We start from the raw sequence: 24,425 nt of genomic DNA, 5'->3' as shown, positions 1-24,425 counted from the left end.
TTCCCGAACGTGATCCAAATCACACGGCCACTTCGTTTTGTCGCGCAAGGCAGCGCAAGGTTCACTGCGCGCGGGCGGGAACGGGCGGAGCCGGCTTCAAATTCAGGAGATTGCCGCACAGGATCAGCGCCGCGCCGAGGACCGTCCAGGCGTCGAGCCGCTCGGAATACAGCAGCCAGCCAGCCGTCGCGGTTAGTGGAACGCGAAGGAAGTCCATGGGGACCACGATCGTCGCGTCCGCATAGCGCATCGCGCTCGCGAGGCAATAGTGTGAAAACGTGCCGCAGACGGCGATCACGCCGACCCAGGCCCAGACATGGGCCGATGGCCAAGTCCAGACAAACAGCGTCGGAGCGAAGCCTGCGACCGACTGCACCACCAGCATCCAGAACAGGATCGACAGCGCGCTGTCCGTGCGCGTCAGGGATTTAACCAGCGCCATTGACACGCCAAATCCGACGGCAGCGCCGAGCGCGATCAGCTGCCCCGGATTGATCTCGCCGGCGGCGGGACGGACGATGACGATCACACCGACAAGGCCGAGCACGATGGCCGCAATCCTCCAAGGCGTCATGCGTTCGGACAGGAAGCTCGCCGCCAGGATCGCCGTCCAGATCGGCATGGTGAACTCGATCGCGACCACCTGGCCGATCGGGATCAGCGTCAGTGCAAAGAACCAGCCGAGCTGAGCGACATAGTGCACCAGGTTGCGACCGATATGTTGCGGCAGGCGCGACGTCTTGAGCACCTTGAAACCGCCCGCGCGGTAGATGATCGGCGAGAGCAGCACGAAGCCGAGCAGCGACCTCACTTCCATGATTTGAAAAACGTTCAGCTCGCGCGTGGCTTCGCGCCCGGCAACCGCCATCACCAGCATCAGCGACAGCCAGCCGGCCATCCACAGTGCGGCCATCGTTTTTGACGGTGTCGTGCTCATTGAGGGCAGATGCTGGAGAATGGAATCTTGAAAGGACGGCCGGTATCAGCGACATCGCCGCCGTTTGCAACGGCCAAATCTGCGGATGCAGCGATGCAGGTCGGCGTGCTAAGGCGTCAGCGAACGACGAGAAAATCGGGAGGTCTTCGCTCATGCGTATCTTGCAGCCAGCCGAGTGGAAAAAACCGCGCGGCTTTTCCCATGGCGTCCTCGTCGACGGGCCGGGGCGTTGGGTGGTGCTGGCCGGGCAGACCGGCGGCGATGAGAGCGGCAACTACGCGCCCGACATGGCGGCGCAAGTTGCGACAGCTCTGAAGCGGATCATCAAGCTCCTGGGCGAGGCCGGCGCGGGCCCCGAGCACATCGTCCGCCTGACGTGGTACCTGACCAGCCGCAGCGAGTATGAGGCCGCCGGGGCCGGCATTGGCGCGGGCTGGAAGGAAACGCTTGGACGCAACTTCCCGCCCTCGACGCTGCTTTACATCGGCGGTCTCGTTGACGAGCGGGCCAAGGTCGAGATCGAGGTCACGGCGTTCGTGCCGCAGGCATAAAAAGTCGACCCGGCGAGGTCGCCGGGTCGACTGTCTTGAACGTGCTATCTCAGCGCGACATCGAGATGTTGGCGCCGCGGAACTGGCTATCGGCGCGCATCGTGACGGTCTGCTTGTTGCCACTCGTCTTCAGCGCGATATTGGCGTTGAAGCCGGCGGCAGAGGCGACCACATCGAAGTTTCCGCCGCCGCCGCGGCCCTGGAGCGAGCCGCTGATATTGCGGCTGGCCTCGGACCAGCTGCCGGTGATGGCGCTGCCCTCTGACTTGACGCTGGCCCCGAGATTGAACTTGTAGGCGTCGCTGGCGCAGGTCAGCGACATTTCCATGGTCGGGCCGATCGGGGTGTACTTGGCCCGGCAGCGGATCCGCTCGGTCGAGCCATCATCGAGGATGACGGTACCGCTGCCGCTCCAGGTGCCTGCCATCGGGGCAAACGGGCCGGACTGGGCTTGGCTTTCAGTGCGGGCGATGCTCGCCACAAACAAAATGGCGGCCGCGATCAGCAGCCGCCGGCCTCTGGCGCGAGCCTCAGTTGGTTTATTGGCGCGATGCTTCCCACCGCCCGCTGCATGGTATGCCTGCAGATGCTCCATTCCACTTCCCCGATCCGGCGTTGCCGTTGAGTTGACCGTTGGCATATGCACCATTGATCGAAACTTTCACAAGTCCCTCACGACCGATGGTGCCGGAAACGTTAGCGCCGGGCGCAGTGATCTTGCCATCGGCAACCGTCAGCATGGAGCTTGCGGTCGGTTCGCAGGAGCCGCTCTTGGTCACGATCGTGACCTGCCAATTGCCGTCATAGGGGCTCTGGGCGAAGGCGGGAGCGGCGAGGGTGCCGGCGACAACTGAAGCGGCACACAACACCGCAATGCGACCTAAACGCATGAAATCCGTCCTCGAATTTGTCTGATATGCTGACGTTTATTCGCACCAAATGTGACGGAAATTTGTTGCGATGCCAAATCGAAAATTGTTCCTGTGGAAACAATGGTTTATTTGAGTCTTGGTGCTCCGATTTCCGCTGCAAAATCAACGCGGACTCGCGTTAAGGGTAAACGTCAGGAGAGACTTGGTGCCAAGGTCGCGAACTGCTCGTCCTGAACTTTGGCCGGCAGCGTCTTGTGGACCTTGGCATAATCGATCACGTCGGCCAGTAGCTTGAGGCCGAGAGGCGCCAGCGCGCGTTCCCAGAGCTCCCGCGCCGTCTCGCCCTTCTTGACGAAGCACCAGTCCTGGGCGGCGATGGCGCCCGCGTCCATGCGGTCGGCGAGGTGGTAGATCGTGCCGCCGGCGATCGGATCGCCTTCCTTGATGGTCCATTCCACGGCGGCCTTACCGCGGTGGCGCGGCAATAGCGAAGGGTGATAGCCGATCCCGCCCAGCTTGGCGGCGGCGAGCGCGTCCCTGCCGATCCGGGCGTGACTGTGCGCCGTGATGATCAGATCGGTATCGGAGGCAATCTCGGAGGCCACCACCAGCTTCGGATTGGCCTGGACCACCACCTCGATGCCGGCCGCCTTGGCGGTGGCGGCGAGGCGATCCTCGGCATCGGCCACCACAACCCGCGCGATCGAGACGCCGTGCTCCCGGAGCATGTTCAGGGTGGTCACGCCGAAATGGCGGGAGCCGACGAGGGTAATGCGCATGGGTATCCGATCCGTCTCGCAGCTGCGTTATCCCCCGATAACACGTCCGGACGTCCTGTCACCACCCAGGCCGCGTTTGCGCGGGTTATCAACAATGCACCGGGTGAGGGCGCGATGAACTCAGCGATTGTGCAGCCACCAGCGTTGCCGTGGTGCCACGGTCGGATGGGAAATGTGGGCAAGCCGGCTCTTGTGTTTCGTTGTAGACAGAAGAGATCTTCCATCTGTCGTAAGAGCATGCACAAATCGGGGCTGGCGACATTTCAACCCGCATCCGTTTTCAAACCGGCTTGGCCGCTGGCGTGATCGCCAGCGGCTTTTTCATACCGCGCATCGCGAAATCATCTGATGGTAATACGTTATCAACAAGCTTGGCGTATCGACGAATCCGTCGCGGATTTGTATTGCGTACCGCGACCGAGAATGTTCCGCCGGCGTAGGTGCGCCGCGCCGGCCTTTTCGCCGGGACCAATCTCATGCCGAGCGCGATTGAGCAGATCGTCGACATCTATGTCCGACTGAAGAACCGACGCGGCCTCGACGAGCTGATGATGCACAGGCAGCGGCTCGCGGTCGATCTGAAGAGCAGGTCGGGCTATGATTTCAGCCTGCCCATCGGTCAGATCGACGAGGAGATCGCAACCATCGAAGCGGGCCTCAGCCGGCTGAAGGCGGGCGATTCCAACACGGCCGGCACCAGCCAGCCGACCTGACCCGTTCAGTCGCGCCGGCCGCCGTCGATCACCGTGAATAGCGGCCGCGCCGGAGTCGGCTCGACCAGAAGCTCTTCCACCAGTGCGGTCGCCGCATCGACATATTTGCGCGTCGGCTTGTCGAGCGGACGCTTGGCCTCGTCATCGAGTGCGACTTTTGCGGCCTCGACCAGCTTGCGCATGCGCACCGCATGATCATCGCCCGCCGTCAGCGTCGCGCGTGCCAGCGAACGCAGCACGAACAGCTCGCCCTCGAGGCGGAGCAGACGGTCGTTGAGCCTGGTGAGGACGGCGTTGAGGTCGGCCATGGCGGATGTTCGGCGCGGAGGATCTGTCCTGATCTAACGGCGATCAGTGAACGGAGTCCAAACACCCTTGGCGCAATTCGGTCGATACCCGGCTACGAATTTCGCTGCCGCTGTGTCCAGGCACGATCGTTCGATCGGTCAGGGAACGCGGCGGCTCAGCCGATCATCCAGCTCCGGCCCAGCGCCGTCCGAACAGCGGCGGTTTCGACTTCACCGCTTCCCAGCCGAAGAAGTGATGCTTGCCCGACCAGCTATGCACCACGCTGCTACAGATGCTGCATTTGAAGCTGCCGGCATGCGCGTCATCATGTTCCTCCCTTGTCGCGGCGTAGGTCATGCTGCAACCCCGGCAGGTGAATTCTTCGATCGTCCAGATGCTATTGGCCATTGCACAGAATGTCTTTGAGGACCTCAACCCACGGTAGCCACGGGCTTTTGCAGCGGCGTAAACTGGCCCAGGGAAATCCGGTTAACGGACGTTAGCCAAGCCAGGCCGCAAGTCCCGATCAATGCGCATCTGCACGCGTCTGATGGCGAGCAGCGGCAGCTTGCCTTGCACGCGCCCGGAGCGCACCCTGTCGCCGATCGCATAGGCATAGCGCCAGTAGCCCGGCGCGGCATTCCGCTTCAGCGAATAGTGGACGCCGCGGTGAATCCCCGCATGTGCATCAGGCTCTCTGGGACCGGCCGTCATCGTCCTCAAAATGCCGGTAGGTCCGATGCGTTCCTAGTCAGCGGATGTTGCGGGAACCGGTCGCCTTGACGCCCGGCTTGTTGCTGGCAATAACGGCTAGGCCGCGCAAGCGCCGCAAGTTGCGTTCATGTCGCAAGGAAGGCATTAGCCGTGAAAAGTCTCCGTCAGCTCCTGACGGGTGAGGATATCATCCAGCTCGTGATCCGGCTCGGCCTGCTCGCCCTGCTGATCATCTGGACCTTCCTGATCATCCGCCCGTTCGTGCCGATCCTGGCCTGGAGCGGCGTGCTCGCGGTCGCGTTCTATCCGGCCTTCAGCTTGGTCGCCAAGATCCTCGGCGGCAGGCCGAAAACCGCGGCAGCGATCCTGACCCTGATCACGCTCGGCATCGTCATCGGCCCTGCGACCTGGCTCGGCCTCAGCGCCGTGGACGGTGTGCGGGAGCTGGCGCACCAGCTCGGCACCGGCGATCTGGCGCTCCAATCGGCGCCGGAGCAGCTCAAATCGTGGCCGCTGGTCGGTCCGTGGCTCTATGACCTCTGGGACCAGGCCTACACCAACATCCGCGCAGTGCTGCGCGAGGTGGCGCCTTATCTCCAGCCGCTGGCGGGACCGCTGTTGTCGCTCGCGGGTGATGCGGGCCTCGGCACGGTCCAATTCCTACTGTCGGTGTTCGTTGCCGGCTTCCTGTTTCCGCACGGCCCGCAGCTGGTTGCAGCCGGCCGCAGCTTCCTGTTTCGCATCGTACCCGAACAGAGCGAGCATTTCCTGGAGCTCGCGGGCGCGACCATCCGCGCCGTAGCGCAAGGCGTGATCGGCGTCGCAGTGGTGCAGGCGCTGCTCGCCGGCTTCGGCTTCAAGCTCGCAGCCGTGCCCAGCGCCGGCCTTCTCGCCTTCATTGTGCTGCTGCTCTCGATCGTGCAGATCGGCGCCTTCCTCGTGCTGCTGCCGGTGATCATCTGGATCTGGACCGCCAAGGACGTCACCACGGCGCTGCTGCTCACCGTGTTTCTCGTCCTGGTCGGCTTCATCGATACCATGCTGAAGCCGCTCGTCATGGGGCGCGGCCTGACCACGCCGACCATCGTGATCTTCGTCGGCGTAATCGGCGGCACGCTCGCCCATGGTATCGTCGGCCTGTTCATCGGTCCGATCATCCTGTCGGTGGCGTGGGAGATGATGATGGCCTGGATCAGGACCGAGGACAGGACGGAGGCGGGCAAGGGCTGACCTTGCGCTCGCCGGTGCGACCGGCCCGCCGTGTCGCACCAGGAGCCAACGGCTCCGCGGCCTCTGATCAAGATGCGTCCCGAACTTGTCTATCCGACTAGACAAGTTACGATCTGGACGATTCTGGTCTCGATCTACGGCAGTGATGGCGAAGTCTTCCAAGCTGGTTGCCGCCAGGCGCGGCAAGGTATTGTTGGTCAGACGCCGGTCGGACGGCCTCTGGATGTTCCCGGGCGGGCGCAAGCGCGCGCGCGAATCCGAGAAGGACTGCCTGCGGCGGGAGATCAAGGAGGAGCTGCCCAAGCTGAAGCTCGGCCGGATCAGTCTCTGGAAGGAAGTGAAGGCCAGGAACAAGCGCTCCGGCCGCAAGATGAGCGACGCAATCTTCATCGCCAAGGACGCCAAGGGCAGGCTGGCGATTGGTGACAAGAAGGAGATCGACCGCGCCGCCTGGCAGAAGCCCCGCGGCATCCGCCTGACGCCGACCTCACGCTACATCCGCGACCGCCTGTTTCCGAGAAAGTCGCGGCGGTGAGCTAATCCTCTCGCCCCGCAGGTCGTGTCCGCGCGGCGGATGACCTCGACCGGGCTGCTCGCGACTCCGGCGCAGCGAGCCTGATCACATCGGCCTCGCGTTGCTCCTTGCGAGCCTTGCGCGCATTGCGCATCGCGCGCTTGATGAAGGGGTGTTGGGAGTCCTCTGCGAAGAACAGCACCACCTCGCAGCTCGGACATTGCCTGGAATAGCCGTCCTGCAACCGGCCGGCGCGATCGCGAAACACATCCTTGCAGCGTGTGCACTGAATCTGGACGAAATTCATGCGCGATCAACTATTGAAAATGGATGTTCAGGTGATCTCAAAGGTCTGAAGAAAGCCTGAAGCGCCTTCGGGAGTCGGTCGACGGGCTTTGTCGCAGCCGATGCGGGTAAGTGGGCCGGTGCTCGCAGAATGCGCGCAGCCGTCATCGCGCCGCCGCAGCGGCCCCGACCGATCAATTGGCTCGATCAGCGCTATTGCTTGGCCGCCATAGTGTCCAGACAACGGTTGAGATAGGCGGTGCGATCCCTCGGCAGCACCTTCTCGAGATCCGCCTTCATCGCGCATTCGCGCTGCCGCAGCTGCTCGGCCCGGCGCTTCTCGGCCGCCTCCCGATATTCGGGGGCGACCTTGCTTGGGTCGACCAGCGCCTGTGAGCGTGCAGGAGCCGTCGCAAGCAGTGCGATGGCCGCAATGAAGAAAATGAATGGTTTCAAAATGCGCCTCCGTAAAAGCGGGCATCCTAGCTCGCGCTGTGTGGGCGCTCAAATCCGAAGATGCGGTACTCCGATCCGGAGCAGTTGGGCGTTGAATGCACGGTCCGCGCCGATCGATATCTAGCCCGCCGCTTTGGAACGACTCCGCCTGCCGAGCGTAGAATCCAGGCTCTCGGCCCATCCCCAACCCCAAAAGCCCCGGGCCTGAGAGAAAACCTTTCCCCACAAAGGTTGGCGACCTCGGTTTCCCCGAGGTCGTTTGATTTGGATGCCGCAAGGGGTGTGAACCAGTTCACAAACGCCCGGCGGAATCGCTGCTATGAGGACGTCATTGCTTAACCGATTCATTTTGAACGAAACGCCCCAGCGTGGCTCCAAGCGCTGGGGTTTTTTCGTGCCTGCTGGATCCGTGGAGCGTTCTCCATCGCATTGACTTTCGCATCGAGAGCAGGGTCCGCATTTACGCGTCGGAACGGAGCCAGTTCCGATCTGCTGGGCGAACAACGGCCAAATTGCCGGGATCACGATGATGCCCCCGACGTTGCCCATGAGCGTGCGTTCGCGGGGCAAATCCCATATGCATAGCGGCAAGCAGCCGAATCGAGATGCGAGCGGCTCGCGTGCAGTTGCCGGCGGTTGACGATCAGAGACGGATTCAAGTGAGGCTTTCCAGAAACGCGCGGGCGACTAAAAAGTCGCCTAAGAAGAGCAAGCGGGCGCAGCGCGCAACGATCTCGTCTTCCTCGCCCCTCGGTATGATGGCTCTGCATCTGCTGGCACAATGGAAGCAGTCCGGACGCAGCGGTCTGGTTTTTCTTGCCGAGAGCGAGAACCGGGCGGAGCGGCTGGGCAGCGTCATCCACGCGCTCGACCCTTCCTGCGAGGTGCTGGTGTTTCCGCGATTGAACACCTTGCCGTTCGATCAGTTGGAGCCGTCCCACGAACTCGCGGGGCGCAGAGCCTCGGTCCTGAGGCGCCTCGCAAGATCCAAGAAGCCGCTCTTTCTGGTTTCAACGGCGGAAGCCGTGATGGAGCGCCTGCCGCCGCCGGCTAACCTGTCGCGCTTGAGCGTGAGCTTGAAGGTGGGCGGCGCGTTTTCCGAGCAGGACCTCGAGGCGCGCCTCCAATCCCTGGGATACGATCTCGAGGACGAGCCCGACTATCCGGGCGGGGCGCTGTTTCACGGCCAGACCTTCGAGATATTTCCCGCAGGCGCGCTGGGACCATTCCGGATCGAGCATTCGGATCGCGCGATCAGGCGGATCGTGGCGTTCGATCCGAAAGAGCACGACATCATATTCGAGACCAGCGAACTTCTGGTCGATCCCATGTCGGAGCGCCTTGGCTTTGCCGGCAAGCGCGGCAAGCGCGCGAGCCTGTTCGACTATTGCGGGCGTGCCAAATGGATCGCCGATGCAGGGGTCCCATTGCACGCCGGCGCCTGGCTGAGCACGATCGAGGAAGCCGCGCCACGTGCGGAGCGGGAGCGCGAATATCTGGGCCGAGGTGACTGGAAACGGCTCGCCAAGGGCATGAAGGTGTTGCCGCGGGCGGCGCCGTTCCAGACCACGCCGGAGTTTTCGAAGCTGACATCCGCAAGGAAAGCACTTCGGGCCTTCGTCGAGGAAACGCGGCGGGCCGGTTCGCGCCTGATCCTCGTCGCCGCGCAGGAGGACGATCTACGCGTGATGGAGCGGATGAGCGGCGTCAGGGCGCAGCGCTGCGAGGACTGGGACGAGGCGACGAGTGGGCGCAACGGCGAGACGGCGCTGCTGGCCGATCTCGATGCCGGCTTCGTCCTGCCGGGGAAAAAGCCTCTTGCCGTCGTCACGGCATCCGACGTGCTCGGCAGCCGGGCGCATCATCCCCAGCCGATGGCACGCGCCTGGAGTGCAGCCTTCGATCATCCGGACGTGCCGGAGCAGGGCACGGTGGTCGTCCATCTCCAGCGTGGCCTTGCCGTGCTCGATGGCTTGCAGACGGTGAACACGGGCGGTGGCGCAATGCGAGAGATGATCCGCCTCAAGTTCGCGGGCGACAATGCGGTGCTCGTACCGCCGCCCGATCTCGCTTTGATGTGGCCTTACGCAACCGAACTCGGCAAGCTGGCGCTCGACAAGGCCGATGGCAGCACGTGGTGGGCGCGCCGCACCGAGGCCGAGCGCGAAATCCAGCTTGCAGGCAAGGTGCTGGCCAAGCACATCAGCCAGCGCCGCCGGCGGCGCGCCGAAAAGCTGGTTCCGCCGGGATCGGCCTACGAGAAATTCGTGGCGCGCTTCCCGTATTTCACCACGAGCGACCAGGCCAAGGCGATCGCCGACGTGCTGGACGATCTCGCGTCCGGTCACCCGATGGACCGTGTGATCTGCGGCGATGTCGGCTTTGGCAAGACCGAGGTGGCGCTGCGCGCGGCGGCCGCCGTGGTGCTGTCGGGCAAGCAAGTGGCGATCGCGGTGCCGACGACGGTGCTGGCCCGGCAGCATGTCGCGACGTTCCAGAAGCGCTTTGCCCCGTTCGGCATCGAGGTCGGCAACCTGTCGCGCGCGACGTCAGGCGCTGAGCTGCGCGAGACCAGGGAGGGACTGCGCAGCGGCCGGATCAAGGTCGTGATCGGCACGCAGGCGCTCACCGGCAAGGACGTGAAGTTCGATGATCTCGGCCTCGTCATCATCGACGAGGAGCAGCATTTTGGTGCCGCCGAAAAAGCAAAGCTCTCCGGCCTCGCCAAGAATGTACATGTGCTCATGATGAGCGCGACGCCGATCCCGCGGACGCTGGCCGCCGGTCTTGCCGGTTTTCGCGATCTCAGCGTGATCGCTTCGCCACCGGTTCATCGGCTGCCGGTCGCAACCAGAATCGCACCGCTGTCGGATGCTGCCATCGCCAACGCATTGCTGCGCGAGCAGCGGCGCCACGGCCAGAGCTTTCTGATCTGTCCGCGCATTCAGGATCTCGATCCCATGCTGGCGCGGGTGCAGGCGGTGGCGCCGGACCTCCGCATCGTGTGTCTGCACGGCAGGCTGGCGGCCGACGAGATCGACGACCGCATGATGAGCTTCGTCGAGGGCAGGGCCGACGTCCTGCTCGCGACCAACATCGTCGAGAGCGGCCTCGACATTCCCCGTGCGAACACCATCGTGGTGTGCTGGCCGGAGAAGTTCGGCCTTGCGCAGCTGCACCAGCTGCGCGGGCGGGTCGGCCGCAGCGGCATCCGCGCCTTCGCCCATTTGCTGACGGAGACGGAGTCCGGGCAATCCGAGAAGCGCCTGGCAGTGCTCGAGGAGTTCAGTCGGCCCGGCGCCGGCTTTGCCATCAGCGAGCGCGACCTCGATCTGCGAGGCGCGGGAGACCTGTTCTCGGAGCAGCAATCCGGCCACGTGCAGGTGTTCGGGCCCGTGCTCTACAGTCACCTGCTGAAAATGGCCTCGGAGAAGGTCGACGAGGGGCGGGCCCCGGTGTGGGTGCCCGACCTCAATTTGCCGGTCGGGGACATGCTTCCCGACAGCTACGTGCAGTCCGAGCCGGTGCGGCTCGAGCTCTACGCGCGTGCAGCACGATGCAATGACGAAGACGACCTCGACGACCTCGAGGAGGAAACGTCGCGCCGCTTCGGCCCCTTGCCGAATGTCGCGCGCGACTTCTTCGGCGCAGCTCGGCTCAGGATCGAATGCAAGCGCAGAGGCATCATCCGCCTCGACGTCGGCCCCGGGGCGGTCGCCGCGACATTCCTGCCCGGGCGCTTGCGGAAGTCGCGGGGAAAGTCGCTGCAGCGCGACGGCGATCGCGTCGTCTATTACAGCCCGATGCGCGATGCGCCATTCGAGCGGGTTGAGGAGTTGTTCGAGGTGCTGGACGAGGGGTAAGGGCGCTTGCGCCTTCGTCAGCACGGGCACCGGAAGCAGGGCAGGCACGCGGTCTGTCGGCGTCGTCCTTCGACCGCAGCTTGACGTCATCTTCAGCGGTACCCGAGCAGAGTTGCTGGATGAAGGTTGAGGCGCTGCCAAAACTGCGAAAACAACCCCATGCACAGTAGCTAAGTGCCGCCGGCACAACGTCTTCTGCATTGGACGCAAAGGTCATTTGACGCGTCGGGCAAAACAGTGGCATTCTGCCATCTTCGGAAAATCCGCCGCGAAGCACTTTGGTCATTCCTCGCACACACCCCGTATTCAGCCGGAGTGGCTGAGCCTGTCAGCCGCCCAAGCCGCTAACGTGGAATTAATCCGAAAAGCCCACAATTTTAGGCACTTGTGTATGGGTGCTGCGTAAAGGAGGCGTCGCGAGGACGTTCCGGGAGCGGCTTCCTTTTGCTCGCTCATTGGGGTCAATGCACGTGACCATGACTTTCGAAACGCAAGGCTTCGTCGAAGAGCTCGACCCTGCAGCACTGGCAGCGGCAGTCGCCGCACCCGCAGTCCCAGAAGCTCCAGGGCCGGTCAAGCGGTCCAGCCGCAAGTCGGTCCTGGCACTGTCGGTGTGTGCCTTGGCCATCAACGGCGCGGCCGCCATCTATACGTTGCCCTCTGAGTTTCCGTCGCTGAATGTCGGCAGCTTGGCTGAACTGCTTCCGCGCCAGGAAGCTTCGGCGCCAAAAGCCGATTCGGTTGTCGCTGCTCTGAAGGACATTCAATCGGCCCAACAGCTACAGACTGCCTTGCTGAAGGAGAACAATGATTCCGTGCAGCAAAATGCAGCTTTGCTGCAGCAGGATTCGATGGTGCTGCTTTCTCTGCGACAGAGCATCACGGACGAACGGGTCGATGTGAGGAAGATATCTTCGCAGCTTTCCACGCTGATCGCGAAGGTCGACTCGCTGCAAAGTGCAATGATATCGGACATAACCTCCTCCATTCCAAGAGGGCACGCCCGCAATCGACTGGCGATGCGCAAACGGATGGTTCGGGAAGCGAAGCCTGTCGGGCCTGTTTCGGTTGGAGGAGCTCCGCTGAGTACGCCGGCCACGCCGCCGGCTCCGGAAAGCTGAAGCATTTTATTCAGCAACCTGAGCGGCGAACGCAGGGTGCTTTGGGTCTTGGGTGGCTCACCCTCTGACTTCTTCTGAAATTGGATATTGCACTTCTTTGCGATTGGAGCGCGAGCGGTGGCTAGCGCAACAGCCATCAGTTGCTTGACCTCGACCTCCAGCCGTATTCCTGATGCGGAATGGTGGCGGTGATGTCGGCCTCTTTGTCCGCTGAGAGGCGCCAGGCTGCCACCCCGAAGCACAAGGTCAAAATCAGGGCTGTCGCAAGCAGAAGCATCGAGACGAAATGGCTCACGCGCGTCCACCACAGTTTGAAACTACAGAGAGCGAACACGAGACACCGATTCGGAAAATACAGACGCGCTGACCTAAAGCCTGGTTTCCACAGCTAGTCATACCGGGCCAAAGGCGCTCACGATCCCGATCGTGATCGGGACCAACGCGACGATTGTCCATAAGGCGGGCGAGCTGGAGGATAGGCCGGCGAAAAAGATCAAGAGACCGAAGCCAACGAGGGCCGCCGAGATAGCATAGGCGAGTGCTTTTTCCATCATTCGATCCACAAGGAATACGGGATGGATTGCGCCTCTAGGACTCGTTGCCGGTCGAAACGTTCCTATGCCCGAATATCTGGATCAAGCGGTGCATCAGCATCTTTGATCCGTTGACGGGACGCATTGGCAGGTCAGCCGCCGACAGGGATGCTCGTCCTCCGCGGCTGACCCGCGAGATGTGGGCCTTGGAAAGCCCTCGATCAAAGCAACCATCTTCGAAACGTCAGAGAATTTGATCCGGAGTCCACCCGTGCGATTTTGTCCGGTCTCGCTATCCAACAGCGGGAGCGCGCAAGGGCCCTCAGCGACATCGCCAGACTCAGGAAAGAGGCATCCGCCGAGATCGAACGGTTGATCGCCTTCCTGGACGCCTCCGATCCCTATGTCGTGACCGAGCTTGAGCAAGGGGTTGATGATGGGCCCTGCGATACCGACGAATTGGAGGTCAGCGAGGGGGATCACGAGGACGTCCCTTGGAAGCCTCGACCACCACCACAGCCAAGAGCAATGGGCGGGCGGCGGTAGCACCGACCTGGAGGAAGACCCTACCGAGTCCGGGATTGCTGACTGGGAGGGTTTGCTAGAGCAGATTGGTATGCGGGATTGGACCGGGACGGTGATGGCATGAAACCAGCATGGAGGCGTGGCACCGCCGGCAAGCAGTCGGCCTGGCAAGCTAGGTGCCGGAAAACGTTGATAACGCTCGGCTGGTGCTTCAGGCGGTGCAAGAGCTGGTAGAGACCTTCCTGATGCAGGAACCAGCCGCGCCACTACCCGCGAATGTGGTCTCTCTGCGGGATCTTCCCTGCGCTTAGGCGGGCGGTAGTCTCAAAAAGATACGCCGCCGGGCTCGAAATACATTGTCCCGGCGGCGCCCTGTTTCAAACTGGGTCCAGCAATCCCAGTCATCCGAATATGAGCAATGCTTGTGCCAAGAGGCCCGCCGGAGCTTCCGCGTGACTCGGGGTCTGACGGCACGTCGTTAAAACAAACGCTGCCGTGCTGCAGTGCCACTCGCTACCAAGTGCACCACTTGAGACGGGATGCGGAGCTGCCATGGCGAACAGAAGAGTCGCGCCGGCGAAGGAATTTACGATCACCAGCGTGCGCGCTTTACGAGACAAGGCATTGATGAAAGCTGACATAGCCGAATCCCCATTGGTCCATTGGGAGAGGCTAGGCCGGGTTTGTTTCTGGATGGCTTCGCGGCGCTGAAAAATGGTTTCGTCGCGGGAATAGGCGGGAATAAGTGGCAAGGTCAAGAATGGTCTCATTTGGTCACTGCAGTCACTCCTTGACCCCCGACTGCTGGGAATGTTTAGGGAAATGGCGACTTCAGCGCGCCCACCGCGCATTGGGAGTCAATCTCGGTAGACGGGATGCGCCTATGACCGCCGCTCAGCCTGCCGACGTCAGGTGCCCCAAGTGCAAGCAGCCGACCCGGCTTGTGGAGCGGCTTTGGCGCCTCGAAACCTCCAGCTACGTCCGCGTTTTCAAATGCCAGTGCGGGGACTGGGACGATTAGGCCGCCTCAGTTGGCGGCCCGCCGGGTTCACGCTGGCGGACATCTTTTTAGTTTGTGCACACTAGTCACCATTAAACGCAGTGATTATTCTGGCACGATATCTCGCGTATTTTAAATTATTTTAATGGGTTGAGGGATGATGAGTACCTTTGATCAAGTTGTTTTCCATCGCGCCATTTCACTGCAGAAGCGATTTGCATTTCTCGAAGGTCAGATGGCCGAATTGGCTAACCTGCGGAATCGACTGGCGCACGCTGAGTTGCGGCGCTTTCGGTTGAGGGCGAGCCGGTCGGCTTTCAAGAAGGTGGCCCGAGGCCGCACCTGTAGATAACCTTTCCTCTCAACCTACACAGAATTGCCAGGCTCCCGCTTCTAAGCCCAAGCTATGGGAACGCGTGGGTCGGGTGATTCATGGAGCGGAAGCCGTTTGAAAGCATGTCTCTCGAAGAACTGTGGCAACTGCACACGGTCGTCAATGATATTCTCGCGAAGCGGCTAGTGGCGAAGAAAGAAGAGCTCGAACGACGACTGGAGCTGCTTAACCGAGAATACAAGGCTCCGCATTAAGCCGCCTCAGTGGCCCGCCGGTTCGGGGGCCGCTTTGTTCTCGTTTCTGGCACTGGCCTGTTTCCGACATTACTGGCCCGGTTTGATTTCGCAGGGGCCTCATTTTGAGTTCTGTATCGTTTGATACTTTGCTGACCAACGTGCCTTGCTAGTCTTTCCCAAACAGAGGGGGCAAGCATGGACCGGCTAAAGCACGCGCGGGGGCAGTTTGAGGCTCCGATCTGCCCTAATTGCCAGATCGGCATGAGGTGGTTTCGATCCGAGTTGGTGCGAGACAATCCGCCGTCGATACTCGCTCACCTCTTTGTCTGCCCTAATTGCAAGCGCGCTCAGCGCCAGGACCGCGAGATCTCGCCAGTTTGCGTTTCTCCCGGAAAGCTAGCGAGTCCGCGCCTTCGTGTAGTCGGCGAAAATAAGTAAGGCCGCCTCAGTTGGCCGCCTGTTTCGCCTGACACGCGGCGCACGATCAAGGGCGACGCATAGGCTTACTACTGGAGAATCGGCCCCCGGCTTCAGGGGGCTTTTGGGGTAGGCCGGGGCCGCTCCGCCAGCTCGGCAGGGAGCCGGCAAGACTCTCAAGCTCCATATGGCGGCCTTGTTCCTCAGGAATCGACGCGACGCCCCCGGATCGCGAGCCGGGGATTGCCTCCCTCAAAGTCGGGCTGGACGTCGGCGCCGCGGCTTCCGCACCCCCTGACAGACGAACCGCGCTTCGATATCAGACAGTCGCACCTCATCAGCCCAACGATCCGCATCCAAAGCAACGTGACGCCCGCAATGGCAATAGGCCAACACGCCGCGAACACCCATCGCGCGCATTGCACCGAAGGTGATCTTCAGTGGCCTGCCGTCTGAGTGAGTAGGCGTGTGGCGTTTTGGGTGAGGCATTGCGCATCCAAACGCACTGCTCGCGAGAGTCAAATCGTCGAACGGTAGCGTTTCGAAAGGTGAGCTAACCACTTTCTGTGGTGGGTGTGGACAACGGCATCGGCTTCTTGCTGTCGGGCGCTATCCTCAGCGCGAGGCGAGCAACGATCGAGCCCCAAAAAATGGCGAGCCCGACAACAACGAAAATTTCCGCTGTCATTGTTGCACCTGCCGAGTGTGCACATTGTGTGCAGACAGCAAAAAGTCTCTCAACCTGAGAGGCCGAATATGGTCGTAAGTGATTGTTTTTGCTTGGTGAGCGCGCTGGGGCTCGAACCCAGGACCCCGTGATTAAAAGTCACGTGCTCTACCGGCTGAGCTACGCGCTCCCATGGCCGCTGATGGCTTGAAAGAGATCGCCATCGTGTTCGGTCATTTCGAGAAGCATGTCTTGCCGCCGCGCTCTACTTGCGTTGCGGGGAAAACCGGCTGTTTCCGGATCATGCTGTCGGCCCGCGCTGTGTAGGGGGAGTGGCTGCGGAGGTCAATAGTGCGGATGGCTGCCGAAGATCGCGGCAGGAGCGGCAATTCGTGCGCTGCTTCCGTTGGTTAGGTCAGGAATTTCAACCTGATTGGCGGGCCATCATCCACGCCGAAAGCGAGGATGGCCTGCCATCCGTCAGTTCGCCTCCCGCCGGACCTCGCTCGGCACCGGTTGCGGCGTGCCGCCCGGGTGGGGCAGCGCCACTGGGCGCAGGCCGATCAGCTCGGCGGTGCGGATCGCGCTGTCGCGCCAGAATTGGAACGAGTTGATGCGGCTGAGTTCGAGGATGGCAATCGCGACCGCGGCGAGGAACGGCAGGCTCTGGAGCACGAGGACGCCGGCGAAGATGTAGATCTCGGTGATCTGCCTAAAACTGTTCGAGGCGATCAGGACGCCGGCGCCGATCACCAGCAGAGTGCCGATCACGGCCTCCCAGAACGCCTGGAACTCGATCGACATCCGCGACAGGCCGCCTTTCGAGGTGCGGGCGAACGCGATGTGCTCGGTGATGAGGCCCTGCGCGACCGCACGCGACACCGTCCATTGCACGCTCATCGCCGCGATCATGGCGCCCAGCATCTGGCCAGGCTTGATCGCGACGCGGGCGCGGTACATCGACAGGAAGTGCGCCAGCGAGACAATGAAGGCGCCGATGATCGGCAGCGTCAGGATCTTGTCGGGGATGGCGATGTCGGCAAAGGCGACGATCGGCACCCAGACAAGATTGAGCAGCGCCACGACCACGCCGAGGCTTTCTGCGCCAAGCCAGTTCAGCCAGCCGAGGCCATATTCGCGCTTCTGGTCGGGCGTAAGCCGGCTCCTGCCGGGCAGGAAGAAGCGCCAGTGCTTCTTGACGATCTGGAGGCCGCCATAGGCCCAGCGGTGACGCTGCTTCTTGAAGGCTTCGTAGGTGTCGGGAAGCAGGCCCTGGCCGTAGCGATGGTTGGTGTAGTGGGTGGTCCAGCCGAGCTCCTGGATCGCCAGGCCGAGATCGGAATCCTCGCAGATCGTATCTGACGACCAGCCCCCCGCCATGTCCATCGCGGCGCGGCGGATCAGGCACATCGTGCCGTGCACGATGATGGCGTTGGCTTCGTTGCGCTGGACCATGCCGATGTCGAAGAAGCCGGCATATTCGCCGTTCATGATGTAGTGCATGATCGACAGGTTGCCGTCACGATGCTCCTGCGGCGCCTGCACGAGGCCGACGCGCGGATCGGCGAAAGCCGGCACGAGGTCCTTCAGCCAGTCGGGATCGACGACATAGTCGGCATCGAGGATGCCGATGATCTCGGCATCCGCCGCGGTGCGGTCCATCGCGATGCGCAGCGCGCCGGCCTTGAAGCCCTGCACCTTCTCGGCATTGATGAACTTGAAGCGTTCACCGAGCGCGCGGCAATGATCCTGGATCGGCTGCCAGAAGGCGGGATCCGGCGTGTTGTTGATGATGACGACGCATTCGTAGTTCGGATAGTTCAGCCGCGACAGCGCATCCAGCGTCTGCTTGAGCATCTCGACCGGCTCGAAATAAGCGGGGATGTGGATCGAGACTTTCGGGTAGTAATTCTCGGGCACGTTCTCGACCGGCTTGCTCTTGGTGAGCAGCCGCTGCGGCCGCCGGCCGAACGCGACGGCCGCGATCTCGTCAATACGCGCCATCGCGATGAGGACGAGCGGAACGAGCAGGATCATGCCCAGCGTCAGCGCGAAGGCCGAGCCGAAGACGAAGTAATGGCTGTTCCAGAACGCGAACACCGTGGCGGCCCAGGCGCCGACGCCGTTGGCTGCCGCCGACAGCAGGAAGGCCTGCTTGGCGGTCGCTTTCTCGATGCGCAGGATCGGCAGCGACAAGAGGGTGCCGACCAGCAGCGCGATGCCCATCAGCTTCCAATAATCGGGGTTCTCGACCGGACCGGTCCAGGCGAATTTCGGCTCGCCGCTGGCGTTGAGGATGCCCCAATAGGGACCGACGCCGCCTTCGTAGAACTTCCAGGGCCGATCGATGGCTTCGACGATGTTGTAGTCCATGCCCATCGCTTCGGCGCGGCTGACGAAATTGCGTAAGGTCAGGGCCTGCTTGAATGGACCGGGGTCGGCATTGCGCAAGTTGTAGCCCGCGCTCGGCCAGCCGAACTCGGCAATCACGATGCGCTTGCCGGGAAACAACTTGCGCAGAAGTTCGTAACGATCGACCGCCTGATCCACAGCCTGGTCAGAGCGGAAGTTTTCCCAATAGGGCAGCACGTGAGCGGCGATGAAGTCGACGCTGGAGGCGAGGTCCGGAAAATCGCGCCAGATGTTCCAGATCTCGCCGGTGGTGACGGGAACGCGGACCGCGCTCTTGACCTTCTTGATCTTCTCGATGAGGTCCTCGACCTTCTGCTCGCCGCGGAAGATCACCTCGTTGCCGACCACGATGCCGATCACGTTGCTGTTCTTGCGGGCGAGCTCGATGGCGGCCTTGATCTCCCGCTCGTTGCGATCCTCGTCCTTGTCGATCCAGGCGCCTACGGTGACCTTGAGGCCGAACTCGGCGGCGATCGGCGGCACCAGCTCGCTGCCCTCCGTCGCGGTGTAGGACCGGATCGCTCGCGTGAGGGTCGAGAGCTTCTTCATGTCCGCGCGAATCTTGTCGGGGTCGACGTTGATGTCGACGACGTGTCCCGGTTCGAACGGCGTATAGGACAGACTCGGCACCAAGCCCTTGAAATCGGGCGCGGGTTCCTTGTCGCGGAGGACTCCCCACAGTCCCGCATGGAGCGCAGACACAAGCAACAGAACGGCGGCGACAACGCGCATCGCGGCTAACCAAAAGGGGCTGAGGTGGCAGGGAAGCGGATCCGACCCCGAGATCCGACCGAGTCCGCGGCAAAGGGAGCATACCTCTGCTGCGCGGTTTCACAACTGTCATGGCCTCATGTCCTTATGAGGGCATGGCCTTTTTCGAACGACGCGCGGCAGTGCCAACCGTGTCTTGGCCGATCGTTCCTGAACGACAGCTGAAACGACGCTTGGCTATTTCTGGGGCGCGGGCGTCGGGCTTGCCGCAGGCGAGGGGCTTGCGGCTGGCTGGGCGGCCTGCGCATTGCCCGGCGTCGGCGCTGGGGTTTGCGAGGCGCTCGCCGCCGCCTGCTGCGGCTGGGACGCCGGGTTGATCCAGCAAGCGTGCACGCGGCTATCCAGGGTCTCGGCGACCTTGGGATCGATTTGCCCGCCGAAGCGGGTCAGGCAGCGGAACGCAGCCTGGATGTGGCCGCCGGGGCAGCCGAAACGGTCGTAGAGGTCGAGATGGCGGAATGCAGTATCGAGATCATCCCGCCACATCAGCCGCACCACGCGCCGGCCAAGCCAGACGCATTCGGGATTGCCGGCGGGGCCGTTGATGACCTGGGCCGCTTCCGCGAATTCGTCGGTGCGGCGCTGGTTCTGGGCAGCGTCCTTGGCCGCGTCCGCGGGCTGGGCCGCGGCCTTCTGGTCGGGGGCGGGCGTGCCGCTCTGGGCGGAGGCGCCACCGAGGCCGGCGAGAACGAGAAGGGAGGAGACGGCCAAGGTGGCGGCGAACTGCCGCAGGACCGCATTTCGTAACTCGAACACCCGTTGCCGCATGAATTCCCCAATGTATCTGCTGGTCGTCCGCGTCAGGATCCCGCAGACGCGTCGGTGATGGCGTCCAAATGGGTCTCCAATGCGGCGGAAAAGTCTTTCCGAGTCCATGACCTGTATTTGGAATTTTGTCCAGCAAAGTCACAATCCTAGGCCCCGGTCGAACGGCCGCAGCCAGATTCCTGGGAGCAGCGGATCCACACCCGGGCGCACCCCCTTGGCAGACGGCGTGCAAGCAGGTAATCGACGGACCCTTCGCGGAGGACGGAACCGATTTCTCTTCGTACGCCACTGGCGCTTCTGCTCGTTTCACTGGGTGCGATTGCTGCCGTGTGGTGGTGGTTGGCGACGCCAATCACGCTCGCGCGCGCGCCGATCGATCCCGCCGAGAAGGTCCAATGCGTCTCCTACGCGCCGTTCCGCGGCGAGCAGTCGCCGCTGGAGACGTGGACCCATATCGAGGCGGACCAGATCGAGCAGGACCTGCGCCAGCTCAAGGAGATCACTGACTGCGTCCGCACCTATTCGATGGAGAACGGGCTCGACCAGGTGCCGGCGATCGCCGCCAAGGTCGGCGGCCTGAAAGTGCTCCAGGGCATCTGGCTCTCCAGCAACCGCACCAAGAATTTCGAGCAGGCCGCGCTCGCGGTTCGCCTCACCAAGGAATTTCCTTCCATCATCACCACGGTCATCGTTGGCAACGAGGTGCTGCTTCGCGGCGAGATGACGACGGCGGACCTCGTCTCCATCATCCGCTCGGTCAAGGCGCAGGTTAGCGTGCCCGTCACCTATGCGGACGTCTGGGAGTACTGGCTGAAGAATCGCGAGGTCTATGACGCCGTCGACTTCGTCACGATCCACATCCTGCCCTATTGGGAGGATTTCCCGGTGAAGGCGAAATTCGCCAGCGCCCATGTCGAGTCGATCCGCGAACGCATGGCGGTGGCGTTTCCGGGCAAGGAGATCCTGATCGGCGAAACCGGCTGGCCGAGCGAGGGACGTATGCGCGACGGCGCGCTGCCGTCGCGCACCAACCAGGCGCGGGTGGTTTCCGAGATCCTGAGCCTTGCGAAGGCACAGAAGTTCCGTGTCAACCTGATCGAGTCCTACGACCAGCCGTGGAAGCGCAAGCTGGAAGGCACCGTCGGTGGCTATTGGGGCCTGTATGATTCGGTGCGCCGCGGCCTGAAGTATCCGCCGGGCGAGCCGATCAGCAATTTCCCGTACTGGAAATGGTACATGGGCGCGGGCATGGGCCTCAGCGTGCTGGTGTTCGCGGTTGCCGGTCTCACGCTGCGCCGGCGGCCGTGGACGCCGCGCTTCTCGGCCTGGCTCGGCGTCGGCATCTCGGCGACGACGGCGGGCATCCTGCTCGGCATCGGCGCCGATAAGATGTATTACGAGAGCTACGGCATCGGCGGCTGGCTGCTCTGGGGCGCGCTGCTCCTCGCCGGCATCCTGTCGCCGATCTTCTGCGCGCAGGCGATGGTGATCGGCCGCAGCCTTCCCACCTTCCTCGATCTGCTCGGCCCGCGCGAGGGCCGGAAATGGTCCAAGCTCACCGCCGTGCTCGGCCTGACGCTGGCCGTGGCCGCGGTGATCGCGGCGCAGACCGCGCTCGGCTTCGTGTTCGACCCGCGCTACAAGGATTTTCCCTACGCCGCGCTGACGATGGCCGTGGTGCCATTTGCGCTGCTGATGCTGAACCGGCCGCAGATCGGCCAGCGTCCGATCGCGGAGGCGGTGTTCGCGGGCCTGCTGGCGCTGTCGGCCGTCTATGTGCTGTTCAACGAGGGCCGCGACAATTGGCAGTCGCTGTGGACCTGCGCGATCTACCTCTTGTTCGCGCTCACGCTGTGGCGGGCGCGGGCCGAGCAAATCCAAGAATGAACAGGCCAATCGCAAGGCCCGACAGCACGACATTGTAGAGCACGATGCCGAGGCCGGCGGCGATGACGCCGACGGTGAGCAGCACGATCGACGGCCGCATCAGGTTCAGCGTCGCAACCACCAGCGCGACGATCCCGAACACCGAATTCTTGAACAGCACGGTCGAGACCGAGCGCGCCTTGCAGAGCAGCGTCTGAAGGCCGGCATCGCAGGCGAGCGCGACTTGCGACAGTTCGATCGCGAGGTAGCGCAGATAAAGCGCATAGCCAACGGAGGCGAAGCCGACGACGATCAGGAACTGCACCTGGTAGGGCGTGAGGCGGAAGGGCTTTTTTGTCATGGCGGCAATATGGTCGGGATGGCACCGGCAGGCAACAGGGCAGGCGAAGTTTCTGCTGACCGCATCCCCCAGGAACACAAGAGGGGCGGGCTGGTTCTGATGTTGTGACGCCTAACGCATGATGTCTTCGAGGAGTGAGCATGGACAAGCCAACCCAGGAGCAGCTGAAAGAGCTCAAGAGGCTGAGCAAGGAAGCGCGGGTCGACGATTGGTCCGAGGTCGTACAGTCCAAGGATGAAGCGGAGATGCGTATTCGCGATCTGAAGGAAAAGGCGCGCATCGAATAGTGATTGCCTGCGCGGAGATCCATCAAGGTCAATTTTGCGCCTTTCGGCTCTGTTCTGAGGGACGGCGCTCGTATTTCTCGGCCAATGCGAGCAGCCCCTTAACGCGGAGCCGAGGGCCCAGCGCCAGGGTCCGCATTCCCATCGGCTTGTCGTTCATATCGCGGTCAATGCCGATCAGCAGACCTGTTCCCGCCGCGACGAGAAGCCTCAGCACGTGATCCAGTTCGTTCATCAAAGCACGCGAGGTTTCGGATGGGCGACTCTTGAGGCGGCGTTGGACGAGCGCGAACTTGCTGCGAAAGAGCGTCTCAGGTCCAAGCGTCCGATGGTCGCATGCGCGCGCAACGCCGGATTTCATCGCTGATCTTGCGGCGAGTCCGCGCGCCGCCCCCGACAAAGCGCCCGCGAATGTTTTGGCGCCTATCGCCTGAAGAACGAGGACAGCGTCGATCCTGCAGACGTTGACGCCGCCTCCGGCTTCGGCGGCGCGGGCTGCGCCGCAGGTGGGGGTGCAGGCGGCGGCTCCTCGCGCTTCGAGCGTTTCGAGGAATAGTTGCGCCGGCGCTTGTCCGGCTTTGCAATTGGCGCGGGCGCCGAGGCGCTCTCGGCCTGCGGCACCGCCTCTTGGCTCTTCTCGGCGTTCTTGTCTTGAACCCTGTCTTGAGTCTTCTCCGGCCCCTTTTCTTGAGCCCTCTCTTGACCGCCGCGCATCGATAAGCGCTGGCCGTCGAACACGGTGGTCTCGCAGTGGCGGTCGTTCTCGGTCAGGCCGGCGCACAGTTTTGCGGCGGCGGCGGCGTTGATCAGGGGCCCGGCACCCAAACGGAGCTGCATGCCGAGGCCCGCGGCGCCCTCCTTGATCATGATGATCGGCCGCAACGCTCCAACTTCCGGATGGGATTTGGTCACGCCGCGCCAGAGTGCGCGCAGGCCATCGATCGAGTTGGCGCCGCCGAGGTCGATGGCAAAGCGCGTCTGCTGGACTGCGATCGCGGGCGCTTCGGTCTCGGCTGCTTCCGGGGGCTTCGTTGCTGTCGCGACGACCTCGGTTGGAGTAGGAGCCGGCTCGGGCTTCTTCTCGGCGGCCTTCTCGGCTGCCTCAGGTTGAATCAGTTTCGACGCGGCTGTATCCGGCGGCGCCATGATCGACTTGGACGGCACCAGCGGAATGGTCGGCAGCGCCGAAGTCATGGCCGGTGACTGCTGCACGAGCGAAGCGGCGGCCGCCGTCTGCGGCGGCGGGCTCGACGGCTCCTTCGCAGTCTCCTTCGGCGTATCCTTCTGGGTATCCTTCTGGGTATCCTTGGCGGCTTCGGTGCGCGGCTTCTCGCTCGCCGGAGCTGGCGTCGAGACGACCGGCGCGACGCTGGGAGCTGCGGTCGCTGGCGCGACATCCTGCGGCTTGGCGCCTTGCGGCGGCGTGGCGTTCTGCTTGGCGATGGCACCGGTGACGGAATCCAGACCCTGCTCGAGCACCGTGACGCGTGAATAGAGCCGGTCGCGGTCGCTGTTCAGCGTCTCGATGGCGGCGGCGAGGCGGCGTGCCTCGTTCTGGCTGTCCTTGGTCAGCATTTGGAGCCGGTCGGCCTGGCGCGCGAGGTCAACGGAGGCAATTTGGTCACGGCGCCAGCCAATATGGGCCTGGTTGGCCACCACCGCGATGACGACGGCCCCGACGGCCGCGACGCCCCACGAGCCCAGCCGCCACATCATGCGGCGGTCGAACGCGCTTTCCTCGGCCAAAAGTCCGGAGAACAGCCCGCCGGTCTCCTTGGTGTCGAAGGCATCCGCCAGTGGGTCGGAATCCTTTGCCATGAACGTTAAGTGCCCAGCCCCGTCTGGCTTCCCCGAATCAATCAGGGAACATTAACAGGAAAAGCGTGCCGCACTTGAATTCCGGGCGTTTGCGGGGGTAGCAAGGCGAG

The 24,425-nt window shown here is 62.9% G+C and carries 22 protein-coding genes and 1 tRNA gene; 8 read left to right on the top strand and 15 right to left on the bottom strand.

Annotation, left to right across the window (positions count from 1 at the left end):
• Positions 1–61: 61 nt before the first annotated feature.
• Positions 62–937: a DMT family transporter gene (locus IVA92_RS35205; RefSeq protein ID WP_247279884.1), complete on the bottom strand. Its 876-nt coding sequence runs from the start codon at positions 935–937 to the stop codon at positions 62–64.
• Positions 938–1,089: 152 nt separating this feature from the next.
• On the opposite strand from IVA92_RS35205, the gene IVA92_RS35200 reads away from it, so the two are divergent.
• Positions 1,090–1,488 (top strand): RidA family protein, encoded by a 399-nt coding sequence (locus IVA92_RS35200; protein ID WP_247279883.1) that lies wholly within the window; start codon positions 1,090–1,092, stop codon positions 1,486–1,488.
• A 49-nt stretch (positions 1,489–1,537) separates the two neighbouring features.
• On the opposite strand, the gene IVA92_RS35195 is transcribed toward IVA92_RS35200, so the two are convergent.
• The 3 genes from IVA92_RS35195 to IVA92_RS35185 all read right to left on the bottom strand — a co-directional run bounded on the left by IVA92_RS35195 (position 1,538) and on the right by IVA92_RS35185 (position 3,139).
• A complete protein-coding gene (locus tag IVA92_RS35195) occupies positions 1,538–2,083 on the bottom strand; it encodes a hypothetical protein (RefSeq protein WP_247279882.1) in 546 nt (181 codons plus the stop codon).
• Positions 2,028–2,378 (bottom strand): hypothetical protein, encoded by a 351-nt coding sequence (locus tag IVA92_RS35190; RefSeq protein ID WP_247279881.1) that lies wholly within the window; start codon positions 2,376–2,378, stop codon positions 2,028–2,030. The genes IVA92_RS35195 and IVA92_RS35190 overlap by 56 nt, the downstream gene beginning before the upstream one ends.
• Positions 2,379–2,551: 173 nt before the next feature.
• Positions 2,552–3,139, bottom strand: coding sequence for a formyltransferase family protein (locus IVA92_RS35185; RefSeq protein ID WP_247279880.1), 588 nt, complete (start codon positions 3,137–3,139; stop codon positions 2,552–2,554).
• 476 nt (positions 3,140–3,615) lie between these two features.
• On the opposite strand from IVA92_RS35185, the gene IVA92_RS35180 reads away from it, so the two are divergent.
• Positions 3,616–3,852: a hypothetical protein gene (locus IVA92_RS35180; RefSeq protein ID WP_247279879.1), complete on the top strand. Its 237-nt coding sequence runs from the start codon at positions 3,616–3,618 to the stop codon at positions 3,850–3,852.
• Between the two features lie 5 nt (positions 3,853–3,857).
• Here the strand turns inward: IVA92_RS35180 and IVA92_RS35175 are convergent, their stop codons facing one another.
• The 3 genes from IVA92_RS35175 to IVA92_RS35165 form a co-directional block, all read right to left on the bottom strand.
• Positions 3,858–4,160, bottom strand: coding sequence for a hypothetical protein (locus IVA92_RS35175; protein WP_247279878.1), 303 nt, complete (start codon positions 4,158–4,160; stop codon positions 3,858–3,860).
• 163 nt (positions 4,161–4,323) lie between these two features.
• Positions 4,324–4,548 carry a hypothetical protein gene (locus IVA92_RS35170; RefSeq protein ID WP_247279877.1) on the bottom strand — a complete coding sequence of 75 codons (225 nt, stop codon included), beginning with the start codon at positions 4,546–4,548 and terminating at the stop codon, positions 4,324–4,326.
• 81 nt (positions 4,549–4,629) lie between these two features.
• Positions 4,630–4,854, bottom strand: a complete 225-nt coding sequence (locus IVA92_RS35165) for a hypothetical protein (protein ID WP_247279876.1) — start codon at positions 4,852–4,854, stop codon at positions 4,630–4,632.
• Between the two features lie 150 nt (positions 4,855–5,004).
• On the opposite strand from IVA92_RS35165, the gene IVA92_RS35160 reads away from it, so the two are divergent.
• Positions 5,005–6,084, top strand: a complete 1,080-nt coding sequence (locus IVA92_RS35160) for an AI-2E family transporter (RefSeq protein ID WP_247279875.1) — start codon at positions 5,005–5,007, stop codon at positions 6,082–6,084.
• Between the two features lie 145 nt (positions 6,085–6,229).
• On the top strand, positions 6,230–6,619 hold the full coding sequence (locus IVA92_RS35155) for an NUDIX hydrolase (RefSeq protein WP_247279874.1): 390 nt from the start codon (positions 6,230–6,232) through the stop codon (positions 6,617–6,619).
• A gap of 477 nt (positions 6,620–7,096) precedes the next feature.
• Here IVA92_RS35155 and IVA92_RS35145 read toward each other — a convergent pair whose 3' ends face one another.
• Positions 7,097–7,339 carry a hypothetical protein gene (locus IVA92_RS35145; protein WP_247279872.1) on the bottom strand — a complete coding sequence of 81 codons (243 nt, stop codon included), beginning with the start codon at positions 7,337–7,339 and terminating at the stop codon, positions 7,097–7,099.
• A gap of 755 nt (positions 7,340–8,094) precedes the next feature.
• Here IVA92_RS35145 and IVA92_RS35140 point away from each other — a divergent pair.
• Positions 8,095–11,202, top strand: coding sequence for a DEAD/DEAH box helicase (locus IVA92_RS35140; protein ID WP_247279871.1), 3,108 nt, complete (start codon positions 8,095–8,097; stop codon positions 11,200–11,202).
• Positions 11,203–11,666: 464 nt separating this feature from the next.
• The gene (locus IVA92_RS35135) at positions 11,667–12,323 is read left to right on the top strand and encodes a hypothetical protein (protein WP_247279870.1); all 657 of its coding nucleotides are present in this window, start codon (positions 11,667–11,669) and stop codon (positions 12,321–12,323) included.
• Between the two features lie 1,459 nt (positions 12,324–13,782).
• Here IVA92_RS35135 and IVA92_RS35130 read toward each other — a convergent pair.
• The 4 genes from IVA92_RS35130 to IVA92_RS35110 form a co-directional block, all read right to left on the bottom strand.
• Positions 13,783–14,139 (bottom strand): hypothetical protein, encoded by a 357-nt coding sequence (locus IVA92_RS35130; protein ID WP_247279869.1) that lies wholly within the window; start codon positions 14,137–14,139, stop codon positions 13,783–13,785.
• Between the two features lie 2,010 nt (positions 14,140–16,149).
• A tRNA-Lys gene (locus IVA92_RS35120) sits at positions 16,150–16,225 on the bottom strand.
• A gap of 290 nt (positions 16,226–16,515) precedes the next feature.
• On the bottom strand, positions 16,516–19,179 hold the full coding sequence (locus tag IVA92_RS35115) for a glycosyltransferase (protein WP_247275672.1): 2,664 nt from the start codon (positions 19,177–19,179) through the stop codon (positions 16,516–16,518).
• A gap of 216 nt (positions 19,180–19,395) precedes the next feature.
• Positions 19,396–19,986: a beta-1-3, beta-1-6-glucan biosynthesis protein gene (locus IVA92_RS35110; RefSeq protein ID WP_247275671.1), complete on the bottom strand. Its 591-nt coding sequence runs from the start codon at positions 19,984–19,986 to the stop codon at positions 19,396–19,398.
• Between the two features lie 327 nt (positions 19,987–20,313).
• Between IVA92_RS35110 and IVA92_RS35105 the strand changes: the two genes are divergently transcribed.
• Complete coding sequence (locus IVA92_RS35105; RefSeq protein WP_247275670.1) at positions 20,314–21,873, top strand: beta-(1-6) glucans synthase; 1,560 nt, start codon at positions 20,314–20,316, stop codon at positions 21,871–21,873.
• On the opposite strand, the gene IVA92_RS35100 is transcribed toward IVA92_RS35105, so the two are convergent.
• Complete coding sequence (locus IVA92_RS35100; RefSeq protein ID WP_247275669.1) at positions 21,833–22,213, bottom strand: hypothetical protein; 381 nt, start codon at positions 22,211–22,213, stop codon at positions 21,833–21,835. The two genes, IVA92_RS35105 and IVA92_RS35100, sit on opposite strands and share 41 nt — an antisense overlap.
• 140 nt (positions 22,214–22,353) lie before the next feature.
• Here IVA92_RS35100 and IVA92_RS35095 point away from each other — a divergent pair, with 140 nt between their 5' ends.
• On the top strand, positions 22,354–22,500 hold the full coding sequence (locus IVA92_RS35095; protein WP_247275668.1) for a hypothetical protein: 147 nt from the start codon (positions 22,354–22,356) through the stop codon (positions 22,498–22,500).
• Between the two features lie 28 nt (positions 22,501–22,528).
• Here IVA92_RS35095 and IVA92_RS35090 read toward each other — a convergent pair whose 3' ends face one another.
• Both IVA92_RS35090 and IVA92_RS35085 read right to left on the bottom strand, forming a co-directional pair.
• Positions 22,529–22,858 (bottom strand): MgtC/SapB family protein, encoded by a 330-nt coding sequence (locus tag IVA92_RS35090; protein WP_247275667.1) that lies wholly within the window; start codon positions 22,856–22,858, stop codon positions 22,529–22,531.
• 62 nt (positions 22,859–22,920) lie between these two features.
• Complete coding sequence (locus IVA92_RS35085) at positions 22,921–24,315, bottom strand: hypothetical protein (protein ID WP_247275666.1); 1,395 nt, start codon at positions 24,313–24,315, stop codon at positions 22,921–22,923.
• Between the last annotated feature and the right edge of the window lie 110 nt (positions 24,316–24,425).

The sequence above is a fragment of the Bradyrhizobium sp. 154 genome (genome assembly GCF_023073875.1).
In the GTDB taxonomy this organism is placed as follows: domain Bacteria; phylum Pseudomonadota; class Alphaproteobacteria; order Rhizobiales; family Xanthobacteraceae; genus Bradyrhizobium.
The sequence above is the reverse complement of the archived record's forward strand: the minus strand, read 5'-3'. Positions and strand labels throughout refer to the sequence as shown.